Source organism: Viridibacillus soli, from assembly GCF_016612995.1.
GTDB classification, from domain to species: domain Bacteria; phylum Bacillota; class Bacilli; order Bacillales_A; family Planococcaceae; genus Viridibacillus; species Viridibacillus soli.
Window position 1 is genome coordinate 20,855 of the sequence record NZ_JAEOAH010000007.1, and the last position, 15,608, is coordinate 36,462.

General features: G+C 35.4%; 11 protein-coding genes, 1 pseudogene and 1 other annotated feature. Of the genes and pseudogenes, 7 read left to right on the forward strand and 5 right to left on the reverse strand.

Going from position 1 to position 15,608, the window contains the following annotated elements; genetic code table 11:
• Positions 1-749: 749 nt before the first annotated feature.
• Positions 750-911, reverse strand: a pseudogene (locus tag JFL43_RS22415) (IS30 family transposase); the annotation flags it as partial.
• A 46-nt stretch (positions 912-957) separates the two neighbouring features.
• Here JFL43_RS22415 and JFL43_RS07795 point away from each other — a divergent pair.
• The 4 genes from JFL43_RS07795 to JFL43_RS07810 all read left to right on the forward strand — a co-directional run bounded on the left by JFL43_RS07795 (position 958) and on the right by JFL43_RS07810 (position 5,409).
• Positions 958-1,347, forward strand: coding sequence for a hypothetical protein (locus JFL43_RS07795; protein WP_200748577.1), 390 nt, complete (start codon positions 958-960; stop codon positions 1,345-1,347).
• Between the two features lie 311 nt (positions 1,348-1,658).
• Positions 1,659-3,092, forward strand: coding sequence for a 4-hydroxyphenylacetate 3-monooxygenase, oxygenase component (gene hpaB, locus JFL43_RS07800; protein ID WP_200748578.1), 1,434 nt, complete (start codon positions 1,659-1,661; stop codon positions 3,090-3,092).
• A 169-nt stretch (positions 3,093-3,261) separates the two neighbouring features.
• Positions 3,262-4,107 carry a ComEC/Rec2 family competence protein gene (locus JFL43_RS07805; protein ID WP_200748579.1) on the forward strand — a complete coding sequence of 282 codons (846 nt, stop codon included), beginning with the start codon at positions 3,262-3,264 and terminating at the stop codon, positions 4,105-4,107.
• 606 nt (positions 4,108-4,713) lie between these two features.
• The gene (locus tag JFL43_RS07810; RefSeq protein ID WP_200748580.1) at positions 4,714-5,409 is read left to right on the forward strand and encodes a YqjF family protein; all 696 of its coding nucleotides are present in this window, start codon (positions 4,714-4,716) and stop codon (positions 5,407-5,409) included.
• 248 nt (positions 5,410-5,657) lie between these two features.
• Here JFL43_RS07810 and JFL43_RS07815 read toward each other — a convergent pair whose 3' ends face one another.
• The 3 genes from JFL43_RS07815 to pruA all read right to left on the reverse strand — a co-directional run bounded on the left by JFL43_RS07815 (position 5,658) and on the right by pruA (position 10,081).
• Positions 5,658-5,777, reverse strand: coding sequence for a sporulation histidine kinase inhibitor Sda (locus JFL43_RS07815; protein ID WP_100794770.1), 120 nt, complete (start codon positions 5,775-5,777; stop codon positions 5,658-5,660).
• Between the two features lie 491 nt (positions 5,778-6,268).
• Positions 6,269-7,594, reverse strand: coding sequence for a branched-chain amino acid transport system II carrier protein (brnQ, locus tag JFL43_RS07820; protein WP_200748581.1), 1,326 nt, complete (start codon positions 7,592-7,594; stop codon positions 6,269-6,271).
• Between the two features lie 69 nt (positions 7,595-7,663).
• Positions 7,664-7,916: a binding site (T-box leader), on the reverse strand.
• A 620-nt stretch (positions 7,917-8,536) separates the two neighbouring features.
• On the reverse strand, positions 8,537-10,081 hold the full coding sequence (pruA, locus tag JFL43_RS07825) for an L-glutamate gamma-semialdehyde dehydrogenase (protein ID WP_200748582.1): 1,545 nt from the start codon (positions 10,079-10,081) through the stop codon (positions 8,537-8,539).
• Positions 10,082-10,223: 142 nt separating this feature from the next.
• Here pruA and JFL43_RS07830 point away from each other — a divergent pair, with 142 nt between their 5' ends.
• The gene (locus tag JFL43_RS07830; RefSeq protein WP_200748583.1) at positions 10,224-11,546 is read left to right on the forward strand and encodes an AAA-type ATPase lid domain-containing protein; all 1,323 of its coding nucleotides are present in this window, start codon (positions 10,224-10,226) and stop codon (positions 11,544-11,546) included.
• Positions 11,547-11,573: 27 nt separating this feature from the next.
• Here JFL43_RS07830 and JFL43_RS07835 read toward each other — a convergent pair whose 3' ends face one another.
• A complete protein-coding gene (locus JFL43_RS07835) occupies positions 11,574-12,545 on the reverse strand; it encodes a proline dehydrogenase family protein (protein ID WP_200748584.1) in 972 nt (323 codons plus the stop codon).
• Between the two features lie 703 nt (positions 12,546-13,248).
• Here JFL43_RS07835 and JFL43_RS07840 point away from each other — a divergent pair.
• Both JFL43_RS07840 and JFL43_RS07845 read left to right on the forward strand, forming a co-directional pair.
• Positions 13,249-14,886, forward strand: a complete 1,638-nt coding sequence (locus JFL43_RS07840) for a glycerol-3-phosphate dehydrogenase/oxidase (protein WP_200748585.1) — start codon at positions 13,249-13,251, stop codon at positions 14,884-14,886.
• A 56-nt stretch (positions 14,887-14,942) separates the two neighbouring features.
• Complete coding sequence (locus JFL43_RS07845; RefSeq protein WP_100794764.1) at positions 14,943-15,497, forward strand: glycerol-3-phosphate responsive antiterminator; 555 nt, start codon at positions 14,943-14,945, stop codon at positions 15,495-15,497.
• The last annotated feature ends 111 nt before the right edge of the window (positions 15,498-15,608 follow it).

A 15,608-nucleotide genomic window follows, 5' to 3' on the forward strand; every position in this document is an offset into this window, starting at 1 on the left:
GGAAAGGTTAATCCTTTCAAATTTTTTGCAAGTGCTAAATAACTGAGAAAAATAGCATGGGATTTTTTTGAATCACTTAAAATAGTAGCTCACAGCAGACTTAATTATTTGAAGAGCCTTTGTTTTGTTTATAAAGGTATACTTTTAGGACGCTCTTAAAAGTATGCCTTTTTTATGTTTGTAAACCATGGTAAAAATGTTTATAAGCGTTTATAATAATTCGCGTATCTTTATTAAACGAAAATTAGGGATGAGAAGCGTGATTCATAGTGACGATTTCATTTACATCACTCGATTGCTTGGGATGTAATTATGATGAAATCATTCGGGAATCGATGGACATTACACGTGTGGTCAATGCTGATAATATTTTCACACGATACTTATCCTTTAGCAGCAGGGTCATCAGAAGTTTTAAAATAGGTTTGAAATCCAAACGAATGACAGTCGGTGTCGTTGGCGTGTCATCAGCCTCATCAATTCATACGATACGAATGGTTTAATGTAATAACTCAACTGTACATGGGTGACATTAAACCAGCTCGATGGAGTAGTGTTTTTTCAATCAACTCGTCTAAATAAGGCTCTGATAAAAAATGCTACTCAGCTGATGTTTCCTGAATTACTTGAAACAATAGATCATTCGCGAGCATCTCTTGTAGACGCTTCTCTATTGAACTCGTCTGTTCGATACGCTAGCCTCTCCTGTTCTTCGCAAAAATTTTCAATTCTTTTCTCCCCTATGGCAGAATTAACCCGTTATGGCGCTCATTTGTCCCTCGCTCACAGGACGTATAGGGGTGGGTAAAGTAGATGTCCGTATCTTCTTTTTTTAGTGTAGAGTCCAGGTCCGCAAATCCAGATCCGTTGTCGGTAGTAATTGTTTTGAACACTTTTGAAAAGTTTGAACCACATGTAGCTTTGAAATAAAGCCACGATGTTTGTAAAAAAAATACGATGTTTAAAATTTTAGTGATGGCTTCTTTAACAATCAAATTTGAAAGTAACAGTGACGGTGCTAGAAAAACGCTAGCAATTGCAACAACATCAGCACCAGGCAATAACACTACAGATGGTGTATTCATCCATGAAAACAATGTTACGTTAAAAAACATCACAGTAACAAGAACGCATGAAGACAACCTAATCGAAATTTATGGTGATTACGTAACACTTGAAGACGTAACAGTATCAGGTGGTAGAAAAGCTGGAGTTTACGTTAATAACAACGGTACAGCAATAATTACGGTCTACTTCAAAGGAATTCACACAAGTGGTCGCACAAAAAAGAAGGATCTAAAGTTATCGCAAAATTCTCTGGAGAAAACACATTCGGTGAAAATGTAATGGTTTATACAATTGATAGTAAGAAATACAAAGGTGAGTATGAAGTGCTTGGATTAAAAGGATATCAAGAAACAAATGATGAAAACCAAGTTAAATGAGTAAAAGAATAAAGCTTAATAACTAACGACCACAATTTGTCCCCTAATCTAAAGATTAGGGGATTTTTGCTATCACCATAACCGCAGTTATGAAGCATGTCGAAGAGTAACAACTGAAAGAACCCATTCATACTATACAACTAAAGACATAGTTGAATGTTTTGATACATCCATTTATTGAACAATCAGCTAGTAACATTTAGGAGCGTGAGTATGGCAGCTATTACTGGGAAACAATATATTGATCGAATTAATCGGTTGAAAACGAATGTATGGATAGATGGAAAACCTGTGACAGGCAATATCTCCGAGCACCCTGCATTTAAAGGGATTATGCAAAGCCAAGCAGCTTTATATGATATACAACATGATGCGTCATTAAAAGGTGTTATGACTTATCCATCACCAACGACGGGAGATCAAGTTGGTCTTTCTTTTTTACAACCAAAAACAAAAGAGGATTTAGCTAAAAGACGGGCAATGGTACAACAATGGGCTAAATCAAGCAATGGTCTAATGGGAAGAAGTCCAGACTATATGAATACAACATTAGCGGCCTTTGCGTCAGCCGCAAAATTTTTAGAAGGGAAAGAGAACTGTTTTCCTGAGCACTTACTTGCGTTTTATGAATACGCACGTGAAAATGATATATCAATGACACATACATTTATCGATCCACAAGTAAATCGGGCACAATTTTATTTTGAAAATACAGATGAGCCTATTGCTGCCAAAGTAATAGATAAAAACGAAGAGGGAATAATCATAAAGGGTGCACGACTGCTGGCAACACAAGGTGGCATAACAGATGAGCTATTGGTTCTATCAGCTGCAGGGGTTATTGAGGAAGAAAAAGGATTTGCATTTTCCATACCTAGTAATAGCAAAGGGCTAAAATTTATATGCAGAGAATCTTTTGTTGGTGGAGATTCTACATTTAACTATCCATTAAGTTCTCGGTATGATGAAATGGATACAATTGTTGTATTCGACAATGTATTAGTGCCATGGGAACGCGTATTTTATTATGCTAACTTAGGCGTATCGAATAATTTTATGATGGCTAGCGCGTTTCAACCATTTGCATTACATCAAGTTATTTCTAGACAGATTGTAAAAACAGAATTTATTTTGGGATTAGTTCAATCTATTATAGATACGATTAATATCTCGGAATACCAACATGTTCAAGAAAAGGCTTCTGAAATTATTATAGCTTTGGAAACGATGAAAGCATTGGTGCTTAAATCAGAAATAGAGGCGGAAAAGGATGCTTGGGGATTTATGCGACCAGATCGTACTACACTGCAAATCGCCATTAACTTTTTCCCACGTGTATATCCAAGGTTTACTGAAATCATCCAGCTTTTAGGTGCTAGTGGATTAATGTCTATCCCAACGGAAAATACATTTCAATCAGCAGTTCGACCAGATTTAGATCAGTATCTGCAGTCTAAGGCTGCCAATGCTGAGGATCGTGTGAAAATTTTCCGTCTGGCGTGGGATTTAACGATGAGCTCTTTCGGTACACGCCAAACGTTATATGAGCGCTTTTTCTTTGGTGATCCTATTAGGCTTTCTAGTCAGCTGTATAATTCATATGATAAAAGTCCATACGTGCGTCGTGTGATGGATATACTGGAGTAATTTAATGCATGCCAGTTAGCTAAAAAAGTAAATTTAATAGTAGTTTTAACAATCAATACCAAAAATCTTCTTATCATAAGATAAGGGGATTTTTTGCGTAATAATTTATCGTATTTAGAGGATACTCATATAAATCGATTTATTATAACGCAAAAAGAGGAGTGTTTTTATGAATCAATATCTGTTCAAAGACAAAAGAGTGATGTACCTGTACATAACTTTGTTTATCATTATGGCTCTAATTGGTTGCTCCTCCCATCAAACAAAAATTGCTGCAAGCAGCAACGTAAGCTTTTTAGATATGGTGATTTTTAAAATAGGAAAAGCGGATAGTATGCTTTTAATGGCTGGCGGTAAAACTGTGCTTATTGATAGCGGGGAAGATAAGGATGGGGACAAGGTTGTGAAGTATTTAGAAGAAAATAACATCGATAAAATTGACTATATGATTTTAACGCACTTTGATAAGGATCATGTAGGAGGAGTCGATGTAATTATTAATAGCGTGGATGTTGGGCAAATTATTACGCCTAATTATAAGCGGAGTAGTAAACAGTATAGGGAGTATAAGAATGCAATTACAGCAAATCATAAAACACCCAAAGCCTTGATCAATACTTATACCTTTAGTGCTGGTACCGCTGAATTCACAGTCTACCCACCTCAAAAAAATAAATACAAAGAGGAAAATGATTACTCTCTTGTGGTTAGTGTAAAGCACGGAAACAACAGTTTATTGTTAACTGCAGACGCAGTAGAAGAGCGACTTGATGAGTTAATGGGACACAGCGATATAGAGCATACTTTCTTAAAAGTTCCTCATCATGGTAAATTTGAAGCGAATACCTTGGAGTTTTTTAGTATGGTGAAACCGCAATTTGCTGTTATCACTAGTGCAAGGAAACGAAATAAAACGGTTAAAGCGTTGGAGAAATTAGGTACGAAAGTCTTTGTGACAAGAAACGGCAACGTCTATGTGAAAAGTGATGGATATTCAATGAGTATGCAACAATAACAAATGCTTAACAAACCATTCGATTCACCGTATGTTTTATGCTCATTGAAATGAACTAGGTGAAAGTAGTGTTTTGTTGTTGGGAAATGTCAAAAAACAGCATCTACATGTTCTGGAGTCGTTATGAATGATATTACAATTAATGATGAGCCAGTCGTTGCATTTGGCGATAAAAAGCAATTTGGGTTCTGGACAATGTAATTTACTAAATTTAAATACGTCAATTGAAGGGTGAGTATGGCAATGGATTTTCTGTTGTAGCAAGTGAGAATAGAAAACTCGCCCTCAATTGAACAAAAAAATGTCACTAAAATGGATGGCATCATGGAACAGATTAATGATCCAATCAAACAACTGGACCGATTATTTCAATGACAATGCAGAAATTAAGTCGTAACGCTAGCTAAAAAGGCAGAAAATCTAACGAAAATATAGAGGATTTAGATTAGCGCCAGTTACTAGAGTGCTTCCCAATCTCTCCGGAGGTTGGGTTTTTTCTTTCTTCAATACGTACCACACATCAAAAAAAGATATCACTTTCCCCGTTTGAATATATGCATCATAGGAAAGAATAAACACAATAATCCTTTTGGGAGGAGATATTAAATGACTAAAAGACCTTGGATCATGACGCAAGAATGGCATGATGTATTCTTTCTGCATTGGTCGGTTTCTGCGGAAGACATACGGAAACATATCCCTTCAGAATTAGAACTAGATCTCTTTAACAATAGGGCATGGATCAGTTTAGTGTTTTTTCAAGTAAAGAGGAATAGACCAAGGTTTATGCCACCATTACTGGGCTCTGGTTCTTTTTTAGAACTAAATGTTCGAACGTATGTCACTCATAAAGGCAAGGCAGGTGTTCATTTCTTCAGTTTAGATGCTAATAATTCTTTAATAGTGAAATTAACAACATTTAGAAACTTTCTACCTTTCCGAAATGCGAATATTACTTCAAAAAAAAGTAATAATACATTTACTATTTATAGTAGAACTAAACAATTTACAACATTTCCAGAGACACTTATTGCTTCATTTGAACCGATTTCTCGTCCAATTAAACATACTCAATTGGATCGGTGGTTGACGGAGCGTTATCATGTATGGGTCAAAACTCAGGGGCAGCTATTTCGAGTAGATAATTGCCATTCACCTTGGGTTTTGCAAAATGCAGTTTATACGATCCATCAAAATTCATTAGCTTCATTTTTAGAGTGCCATTATCAAGAAAATCACCCAATCGTTCACTATTCCGAAGTGAAAAAAGCTCGCTTTTTTCCGCCTGTTAAGGAAAATTGACTATAACCGGAGTAATCACTCAAACAATAAAAACAAGAGCGAGATAAATAGTAGTACTCGATTCAAATATGAAGAAATTAACAGATGTTTATTTTGAAATGATGTTTAAATAGATAGTTGTTTAGCACTTCATATATATGGAAATGTAAACACCTAATTTTAGCTCTAGAACTTGTTCGTAGAACTCTCACAATTCATTAGCAGCTAAGGTTCTAATATACGTCTGAACCGTTTAAACTAGGTAACAACTATACTAGAGAACGACGCATCATTTCATTCATTAAAAGACTTATAAATTCAGGGCTTAGCTTAATAGCATTTGCAGTAACATAAGCCTTGATTAATAAATCATCTGATAGTTTACTCATACGTGAATTCACCTCCAAGTTTTTAAATACAGTGTTCTAATACGAAGAACGAAAGAATATAGTAATAAGTTGCCAAGACACTTACTTAATTTATCAAATAGTTTTGTTCAAAACAACCCATGAATTATCCACAGGAGTCGGTGGATAATTTGTGATTAACTCCTGTGGATAGCAGGGGAATGCATATAGTACAAGGGTCGAAATGTGAATAACTTTATCCACAGACGATCAAGAAGCATAAATTTGTCGAAACATTTTTTTGATTTGCATGTACCCCATTGTTATTTCGGGTTGAATCGACAACGGAAAACAATCCGTACCAGTTCCTTAAAAATAAGACGAGGTTCTTTTTAGATAACATTTTTTAATCGAATGCTAAACCTGTCTTAGATTACGATTGTTTTATTCAAATAAAAAGCAATATGAGGGAGCTATTTTTATATGAAAACGTCCGGTTCTTAAATAGAGAACCGGACGTTTTTGCATCTCAATTATTTCTCAACAGGCTGCGATGCGATCATTGGCAATTTTCTCTTCATTAAGTATAGAGAGTAACCAATTGCAGTTCCTACAAATGCAGGAATAACCCACCCTAATCCAAGCTCTGCAAATGGAAGATAGCTCATATATTGATCAACTACGCCAAAAGTGAAGCCAAATGCTTTTAGGCCATCATATAAGGCAACTACTCCTGTCAGCGCTATTGCCCCAACGTATACATAAGAAGAACCTTTAAATAACGGATGGAAAAGGGAAATCACGATCAATACTATTGTTAATGAGTAAGCAGCAACTAGGAAAGGTACACTTACCGTTAAAATAGTATTTAAGCCAAAGTTAGCTAATGAAAAACTAATAAATGTAAATAATAAAGATATTTTTTTGTAACTAACTTTTGGAGCTAATGAATGAAAATAGTTTCCACAAGCAGACACCAAACCTACACAAGTAGTGAAACAAGCTAATACAAAGATAACACCTAATAGTAAATTTCCCCGTTGCCCGAACAGTAAATAAGAAGCAGATGAAAGAAGGGTACTACCGTTTTCAAATGAACCTATTCCAGCCATTTTGACTCCAATATAACCAAGAGAACAATATACAACAGCAAGTAATAATCCTGCTAAAAGACCTGCTTTAAGCATTTCTCTTCGAATCATTTTGCCTTCTGTAGCACCTTGTCGCTTCAACGTAGTCAAAATGACAATACCAAACGCAATAGCAGAAAGTGCATCCATTGTGTTATATCCTTCCAAAAAGCCTTTTAAGAAAGGAGATTCAGCATACTCGGTTGTTGCCGGCGCTAACGTGCCATTTTGTAATTGAATAAAGCCGGTTACGACTAATACGACCATACTTAGCAATAATAGGGGCGTGATGATTTTCCCCATGAGATCCATCATTTTGCTTTGGTTTAAACTAATTAAAAAAACAAGAAGGAAAAATAATGCCGTAAAGCCGAATAAAGCAATAGAAGAATCAGCAATAAAAGGCTTTAACCCCATTTCATAAGCAAGAGTCGCATTACGTGGGATAGCAAGAAACGGTCCGATTGATAAATAAACAATGATTGTAAAAACTAATCCGAAAATAGGATGAACTCGACTAGCTAGCGTACGCACGCCACCTTCAACAAAGGATAAAGCTGTTAATACAAGTAGTGGAAGTCCAACTGCAGTCACGATAAAGCCAGTTATAGCGAGTGGGAAGTTTGTTCCGGCATTAGCACCTAAAAATGGTGGGAAAATAAGATTACCTGCCCCAAAAAACATCGAAAATAACATTAATCCAATAAATAAAGTTGTAGATTTACTCATTTCATTCACTCCTCAAAGTAGATTGATCCATATTCAGTGAAAATAGGCACAAAAAAAACTCGCCCCTATAAAAGGGACGAGATTACTCGCGATACCACCCTAATTCCGAAAATTTGTTTAACACAAAATTCCAGCACTCAGCCAACGTACTATCATACGTGATCCTAAGGTAACGGAGGATAAGCCGGCAAAATTTACTTAAAGGTTCAATTTTGCTTCTCAGAGATTACTTCAGAAAAGGGCCTAAACATCGACTTTCAGCAAGCGTCGACTCTCTTTAGATTAAGTGACCTTCCATACTTGTTCTCTTCAACGAATTTGGATTTGTTTCATAGCTTATCAGTTGAAAAATAAACTGTCAATATAAAATGAAAAGTTTAAGTATTCAGTTAACTGATGTGAGGATATTGAGCCTTATTAATTTGAAAAATTATTATTATAGTAAAATAGAAATGATTTTTTAGTAATTATTGTTTAATTAGCATGTTACAAGGTGCGAATTGATATATTTACATAATATCGGGCGTGTTGATTAACCAATTTTAACCATAATTATTAAAGTGGTAGGTTGATTTCCGCTACGGGATGCTCGCTTTAAGCGAGCAAGCACCGAGCCGTTTCCTCCGCTACAATCAATTAAAAAATGTAGTAACATACGTTAGTATTAAACATAAAAAAACCATTCTAACGGTAAATGACAACTTAATATTCCCCTAATCAACACACCTGATAAGAGGTAATAAAAGCTACATTATATTATTCGCAATAATATAATGTGCTATGTAAAACGATGGATATGAAATTTATTTGAAATGTGAAAGGGTATTATTTATCTATTCTATTATTATCGAAAAAGATAAAAATAAAAAACTCGACGTATGAATTTACACACGCCGAGCGAGAAGAAATTAGAGTTTCTTCCTATTATAAAGGAAGAAAAGATTAAAGCGTTTCTGAAGTTGTTTTTGCTTGCATATGAAGCTGTAAATAATCAGGGCCACCAGCTTTAGAATCTGTACCTGACATATTAAAACCACCGAATGGTTGGTATCCTACGATAGCACCTGTACAGCCACGGTTGAAGTATAAGTTACCAACATGGAAGCGTTGACGGGCATATTCAATATTGGCGCGATTTTTAGAAATAACAGCACCTGTTAAACCGTATTCAGTATTATTAGCAATTGCAATGGCTTCTTCAAAATTAGAAGCTTTTGAAATTGCAACAACTGGTCCGAAAATTTCTTCTTTCATAATACGCGCTTCAGGAGATACATCTGCAAATACTGTTGGTTGTACAAAAAAGCCTTCTGAGTTGTCTGCAGTACCACCAGCGATTAAACGACCTTCTTCTTTACCAATTTCAATGTAGCTAGTAATTTTATTAAATGCGGCTTCATCAATAACTGGTCCAGTATAGTTAGCTGGATCTACAGGGTTTCCGACTTGTAATGCTTTTGTTTTTTCTTCTACAAGTGCGATTACTTCATCATAGACATCTTCAACAATGATTGCACGTGAGCATGCTGAACATTTTTGTCCACTGAAGCCAAATGAAGATTTAACGATAGACTGAGCAGCTAATTCTAAATCAGCTTCTTTATCTACTACAATCGTATCTTTACCACCCATTTCAGCGATAACTCGTTTAATCCAGATTTGGCCTTCGTTTACGACAGAGGCACGTTGATTAATACGAAGTCCGACATCACGAGAACCAGTAAAGCTAATAAAACGAGTAAGCGGATGATCTACTAAATAATCGCCAACTTCTGCGCCTGAACCAGGGATGTAGTTAACGACACCTGCTGGAAGTCCAGCTTCTTCTAATACTTCAATGAATTTATAAGCGACAACTGGTGTCGTTGAAGCAGGTTTTAAAAGAACAGTGTTACCAGTTACAACTGCCGCTACAGTAGTACCAGCCATGATTGCAAATGGGAAGTTCCAAGGAGAGATTATTACTCCAACTCCTAATGGAATGTAGTCATAGCGGTTATATTCACCTACTCGACTTTCAACGGGTTGACCATCTTTAAGTGCTAACATTTGACGACCATAATACTCAAGGAAATCGATAGCTTCAGCAGTATCAGCATCTGCTTCATTCCATGGTTTACCAGCTTCAAATGTTAACCAAGCAGAAAATTCGTGTTTACGTCGGCGAATGATTGCTGCTGCTTTAAATAAAATATCAGCTCTTACTTCAGCGGGAGTATATTGCCACTCTCCGAAAGCGGTATGTGCAGCTTGCATGGCTGTTTCAGCTAATTCTTGGTTTGCTTTAGATACAACACCTACTAATTCTGATTTCTGAGCAGGATTGTAAGATGAGATCTTTTGTTCAGTTGTTACTTTTTCACCGTTTATAATTAAAGGATATTCTTGTCCTAATTGTTCTGTTACTTGTTGTAATGCAGTTTGATATGCTTTTGCGTTTTCTTGTGAAGTGAAATCTGTGAATGGCTCATGTTTGTATGGAATCATTTTTGTTTCCTCCCGTGGTTGTTAGGTGCAAAATGAGTTTGCACTTTTCTGAATACTATATATATAATAATGCAATATGGTTTGGCATAATTCAACAAAAATATTCCAAAAATTTTAAATAAATTGATAGGGGATATAAAAATTGGAATTAAAAGGTCTACTTCAAGTCTATGAATTTATTACAGAAATGAGTGATATCGGTGTTAGGGCAATAGATGCGCATGGAATGCTAGTTGTTTGCAATGAAAAAATGAAGGAGCTTGAAGGCGTAACAAATCAGGAAGTCGAAAAACGTACTGCTAGAGAAATTATCGATTTTAGGGTGGAAGAGAGTTTATTGCAGCAAGTATTACATAGTGGTCAATCGATTCGAAATCATAAAAAGACATTTTGGAATCAAAAAGGGCAGGAAATTACGACCATTAATAATATTTTACCGATTGATAAAGATGGTCGAATTCTAGGGGCAGTGGAATTTGCACGTGATATTTCAACACAAGAATTTATGATGTACCAACCGCTGCGTCGCTATGGACAACCGTTAACATTTGAAACGATAACAGCTGTATCTGCTGAGATGAAAAATGTTATTTCAACGGCAAAAGTAGCTGCGACTAGTCGAATTCCTGTAATGCTCATTGGAGAATCGGGAACCGGTAAAGATATGATTGCTGAAGGCATTCACCATACACTTTCAATACCGAACGAGCAGTTTATTACGCTCATTTGCAGAAGAGACGAAGAAACAGTTATTGCGCAACTCGAAAAATATATAACTGAAAATAAGAACATCACATTTTTTGGAGAACGTATCGAATACTTATCTATGTCGGCACAAGAAAAAATTGTAGAATTGTTGAAAATCCATGAAACGAAAAATCACGTATTTATTGCTAGTATTGGTGGAGATCCAATTGAGTTAATAAGCAATGGGAAGCTATCGAAAAGTTTATACTTCTTCTTCTCATCCATTACAATCCGTGTACCTTCACTAAGAGAAAGAAAAGAAGATATTATGCCTTTCGTGAATGATTATTTTTTGAGATATCGACAAAACTTTGGTTCAATTGTGAAAGGACTGTCGGATGAGGTTGAAGAAATCCTTTTATCCTATGATTGGCCAGGGAACTTGAAAGAGCTAGAAGTGTTATTAGACGAAATAGCATCTCTTGTTACTACCGAGGAATTTATAACCTATGATATGCTACCTGCTTATTTTCGTTGGAAGGTTCAAGATATCCATCGTCAAGAAAATAATACAAAGAGTGAATTATTCATCGTACAAACGGTAAAGGATCTTCGGCCACTTGATCAATATATTCGTGAAGTTGAAGATTATTATGTTATTAAGGCATTAGAGTTTTTTAGTGGTAACGTATCGAAAACAGCGCAAGCGTTAGGAATGAAAAGACAAAGTTTACAATATCGAATGAAGCGAATGAAAGAAGCAGCAGATAAGGAATAAAAAAATCCCGCAAAGGCGGGATTTTTTTTATTTACGTTTTGATAGACGACCTACAAGGAAAGCAGATGCAGCTATACCAATCGCAGTATTTGTTTTTTTATTGAAAACTTGTTTTGTAACAAGTGTTAAATTTTGTGGACGTTCTGCTAAACGACGCATGAAGTAGCCATACCAATCACGACCAAATGGAACATACGTACAGAAGTTATAGCCTTCTTTTGCTAATTGTAGTTGCATATCTTTACGGAAACCATAAAGCATTTGGAATTCAAATTTATCATTGGAAATATTATTAGTTTTTACAAATTGTTTTACATGATTAATGACATGGTGATCGTGTGTTGCGATAGAAGTGAATTTGCCATTTAGTAAATGATATTCAATTAGTTTAATATAATTTTTATCAATCTCAGCCTTATCTTGATAGGCAATATTTGCAGGTTCTTTATAAGCACCTTTTACGATACGTAAACGATAGTTTTTATATTCCTCAATATTTTCCACAGATTCATGGAAGTATGCTTGGATAACTGTGCCAACATTTTGATGTTCATCGTTTAGTTGCTTCATCAATTCAAAAGAAGGGTGTAAACGGTCATAATCCTCCATATCAAAGTTAACGAAGGTATCATATTGATCTGCTAATGCAACAATTTCTTTTAAATTTTCATAGCAGAAGTCACGATCAATATCTAAACCTAATTGCGATGGTTTTAAAGAGATATGAGCATCTACTTCATGGTCATTAATGGCATGAATTAATTCTAAAATTTGATTTTTAGCAGCGGTAGCCTCTGATTTTTCGAAAACAAATTCACCAAGGTTATCCACTGTACAAGAAATACCCTGCTTATTTAATTCTTTAATGCTTTCAATTGTTTCCTGTATATTCGTACCGGCTACAACATTTTGTGCCCCCATTTTCAATCCATATCTTTGAGCAGCCCCGTTTAATGTCCGGTTTTCAGATAAATACATAAAAAAGTCACGTAATATCATAAAAAATCTCTCCCCATCATTTGTGAAATAAATTCCAAGTGATTATATCACAAAATTTAAAATTGCAAGAGTTTTCTTTTAAAAGGAAATTGTCTTGGAAAAAATTTTAATCTGATAATTTATGTGGAAAATTGTTAGAAAATAAGGGTTTAAGAGAGTTGGGGAATGATTAAATTCGTAAATATACAAAATAATGCTTTTTTTGAGATTCTCTATGAATTAGTTGTGATGAAAGGCTAACAAAAAAAAGGTTTTAACATTTGAGATCAGGCGTGTTGATTAACCAATTTAAACCATTACCATTAAAGCGGTAGGTTGATTTCTTCCACGGGCAAGTACCGAGCCGCTTCCTTCGCTACAATCAACTAAAAAATGTAGTAACATACGTTAGTATTGAACATAAAAAAACATTTTAACGATAAATAACAACCTAATCAACACACCTGATTTGAGATAGAACAAAAAGGGTGGTTTTACTTAGCGCGATAGGGATTAGCCAATATCAAAGAATTACTAATCCATTCACTTTTGCACAGCTGAGCATTTTTATTAATTCACAATATCGTTTGTCTGTGATAAACTGAGGATAAGTTAATAGATACGGTTTGAGCTACTGAGAGACCTAACGACATTATTGCGTTTTTGCAATGATGTGCGTTGTGGTCTCTTTTTTGTTGCCTCAAAAGGAAAGGAAGGGAAAATAATGGTTCAATTTTCAGCAGTCGAAAGAAATGCAGCACTAGAAGGTATGGGTAAGGAACAATTTGATTTACTTGTCATTGGGGGAGGTATTACAGGTGCAGGTATTGCGCTAGATGCTGTAACACGTGGTCTAAAGGTTGCACTTGTGGAAATGCAAGACTTTGCTTCTGGAACATCTAGTCGGTCTACTAAGTTAGTCCATGGAGGTTTGCGCTATTTAAAACAATTTGAGATTAAAGAAGTAGCGGAACTTGGGAAAGAACGGGCAATTGTATATGAAAATGGGCCGCATGTTACTACACCTGAGTGGATGTTACTGCCTTTTCATAAAGGGGGTACTTTTGGGAAAGTATCTACCTCGTTCGGATTAAGAGTGTATGACTTTTTGGCAGGGGTTAAGAAAGCAGAAAGAAGACGAATGCTTTCTAAAGAAGAGACGATTAGCAAAGCACCACTTGTTAAAAAAGAAGGTTTATTAGGCGGAGGTTTGTATGTTGAATACCGCACAGATGATGCACGTTTAACGATAGAAGTAATAAAAGCTGCTTCTGAAAAAGGGGCATCTATCGTGAACTATGCGAAAGCTGATAAATTTATATACAATGATCAGAAGGAAATAACTGGAGTGACAATAGTGGATGTTCTCACAGGAAAAAGCGTTCAAGTCCAAGCAAATAAAGTCGTGAATGCAACAGGACCTTGGGTAGATGATTTAAGAGGAGTAGACGGCTCTAAAAGCAACAAGAGTTTAATCTTATCAAAAGGTGTCCATCTTGTATTTAATCAATCTATTTTCCCACTTGACCAAGCGGTTTATTTTGATACGCCGGATGGTAGAATGGTATTTGCTATTCCAAGAGATGGAAAAACGTATGTAGGAACGACAGATACTTTTTTCAAAGGTAACCCAAAAGATATGAGCATATCCAAAGAAGATCGACATTATATATTGAATGCGATTCAATACATGTTCCCCGAAATAAATGTATTGGAAAAAGATATTGAATCTAGTTGGGCCGGTGTTCGCCCATTAATTCACGAGGATGGTAAAAATCCATCTGAAATTTCGAGAAAAGATGAAATTTGGGAATCTGAAAGTGGGTTAATAACAATTGCTGGTGGTAAGTTAACTGGTTATCGTAAAATGGCAGAGACTGTCGTGAATATGGTTGTGAAAAAATTAGACGGTGAACAGAAATTCACGGCGTGTTTAACGAGAAACTTACCAATTTCGGGTGGTGAAGTTGGAGGTTCTTCGAATATGCAACAATTCGTAATTGAAAAAGTAAAAAAAGGGCAAAGTATTGGTTTAGAGGAAAAAGAGGCAAGACAACTTGTAAAATTATATGGATCCAATGTAGATGTTGTGTTCTCGTACTTGAAAGAAAATAGCAAAAATCTCCCTCAAGTATTATATATGCAGTTAATGTATGCAATTCATCATGAAATGGCTGTCAAACCTACCGATTTCTTTATAAGAAGAACGGGGCAACTATTATTTAATATTGCAACAGTGTATGAATGGAAGGACCAAGTTATTTCGGAAATGTCATCTATTTTCAATTGGACAGAAGTGGAAAAAATAAAGTATGAAGAAGAGTTGAATCTAGAAATTCTTAGTGCAACTACTGTATTATAGATATGATGCTAATGATTTAAAACAATAGTAAATAGTGTAAAAGGGAGGGAAATGATATGTCTTTTCATAATCAAAAAATTCTTCCAGCAATGCGTAATCTAAAACAGTTAGAGCAGTTGTTAAACAGTCAGTTTGAATATATTGTTTTGCTTGAAGTGCATTTAAGTAATTTAAAGTCAATTAAAGCAGAAGCTAATAAGCACGGTAAAAAACTAATAATCCATGCAGATTTAATTCAAGGTTTAAAAACGGATGACTACGCAGCTGAATTTCTTTGTAATGATATCTGTCCAGCAGGTATTATTTCGACTCGGGCGAATATGATTTTGAAAGCAAAATCCAAAGGAATCATAGCCATTCAACGGATGTTTTTACTGGATACAATCGCTTTAGAAAAGAGTTATTCTTTACTCGAACGAACAAAACCAGATTTTATAGAAATTCTACCTGGAGTGATTCCACAACTAATTAGCGAAGTACATGCTAGAACAGGAATTTCGATTATTAGTGGGGGATTAATCCGTTCAGAGGAACATGTACAAGACGCCTTAAATGCTGGAGCAAAAGCAGTAACAACTTCAAATGCTGAACTATGGGCTGCGTTCAGCTGAAAACTTGTATGCTTATGTTAGAAATTTATAACGCCTATAGAATATAAAATATATTGACAATAGTAAGAATGATTAATAGAATACAGATAGGTTAACAAACAGTGGTTGAGT

Excerpts from the sequence above, each read along its gene's own strand:
- JFL43_RS07795 (WP_200748577.1), top strand. The coding sequence starts at position 958 with ATGTTTAAAATTTTAGTGATGGCTTCTTTAACAATCAAATTTGAAAGT.
- hpaB (WP_200748578.1), top strand. The coding sequence starts at position 1,659 with ATGGCAGCTATTACTGGGAAACAATATATTGATCGAATTAATCGGTTG.
- JFL43_RS07805 (WP_200748579.1), top strand. The coding sequence starts at position 3,262 with ATGAATCAATATCTGTTCAAAGACAAAAGAGTGATGTACCTGTACATA.
- JFL43_RS07810 (WP_200748580.1), top strand. The coding sequence starts at position 4,714 with ATGACTAAAAGACCTTGGATCATGACGCAAGAATGGCATGATGTATTC.
- JFL43_RS07815 (WP_100794770.1), bottom strand. The coding sequence starts at position 5,777 with ATGAGTAAACTATCAGATGATTTATTAATCAAGGCTTATGTTACTGCA.
- brnQ (WP_200748581.1), bottom strand. The coding sequence starts at position 7,594 with ATGAGTAAATCTACAACTTTATTTATTGGATTAATGTTATTTTCGATG.
- pruA (WP_200748582.1), bottom strand. The coding sequence starts at position 10,081 with ATGATTCCATACAAACATGAGCCATTCACAGATTTCACTTCACAAGAA.
- JFL43_RS07835 (WP_200748584.1), bottom strand. The coding sequence starts at position 12,545 with ATGATATTACGTGACTTTTTTATGTATTTATCTGAAAACCGGACATTA.
- JFL43_RS07840 (WP_200748585.1), top strand. The coding sequence starts at position 13,249 with ATGGTTCAATTTTCAGCAGTCGAAAGAAATGCAGCACTAGAAGGTATG.
- JFL43_RS07845 (WP_100794764.1), top strand. The coding sequence starts at position 14,943 with ATGTCTTTTCATAATCAAAAAATTCTTCCAGCAATGCGTAATCTAAAA.